This window comes from Pseudomonas sp. RA_35y_Pfl2_P32 (genome assembly GCF_963970735.1).
Taxonomy (GTDB): domain Bacteria; phylum Pseudomonadota; class Gammaproteobacteria; order Pseudomonadales; family Pseudomonadaceae; genus Aquipseudomonas.
The window spans coordinates 1-487 of the sequence record NZ_CAXAQF010000260.1 but is presented as its reverse complement, the minus strand read 5'-3'; the positions used below and the strand labels follow the sequence as shown (position 1 = coordinate 487).

Below are 487 nucleotides of genomic sequence, written 5' to 3'. Positions count from 1 at the left end.
CTAACAGGACCGTGGATACGCCCAGCAAGGCAGCGGTTTCCTCGCACGTAGCGGTCGCCGTGCCGGTCTCATCGGCGACGGCGGCAAGACGCTGGCCGAACGCCGCGAGCGCGGCATTTTCGGTGGCGGTGCGCGCGCCGAGATTGGCTTCGCGGCGGACTTGCCCGGCCAATTGGCTCGCGACGACCGCGACGATGACGAACACGATCAGCGTGACGACATTCTGCGGATCGGTGATCGTCAGCGTGTAGAGCGGCGGCAGGAAGAAAAAATTATACGCCAGCGCCGCGCCGATGCCGGTGACGACGGTCACCACATGCGGGGTGCGGAACTTCGGATGGACCGAAGCGAGCTTGGCAGGGAGCAGACCGTCACGCGCCATCGTGAAGAATACGCGGGTCTGGCCGAACATCATCATCAGCACGACCGACGGCAGCGCCAGCACGGCGGCGAGGCCAACCAGGCGACCGATGGCGGGCCAGCCGAT

Annotated in this window: 1 protein-coding gene; it reads right to left on the bottom strand. The window is 66.1% G+C overall.

The window, feature by feature from the left end; translation table 11 throughout:
- A partial coding sequence (locus AACY45_RS28160; protein ID WP_339548745.1) for an amino acid permease occupies positions 1–487 on the bottom strand: 487 nt, incomplete at both ends.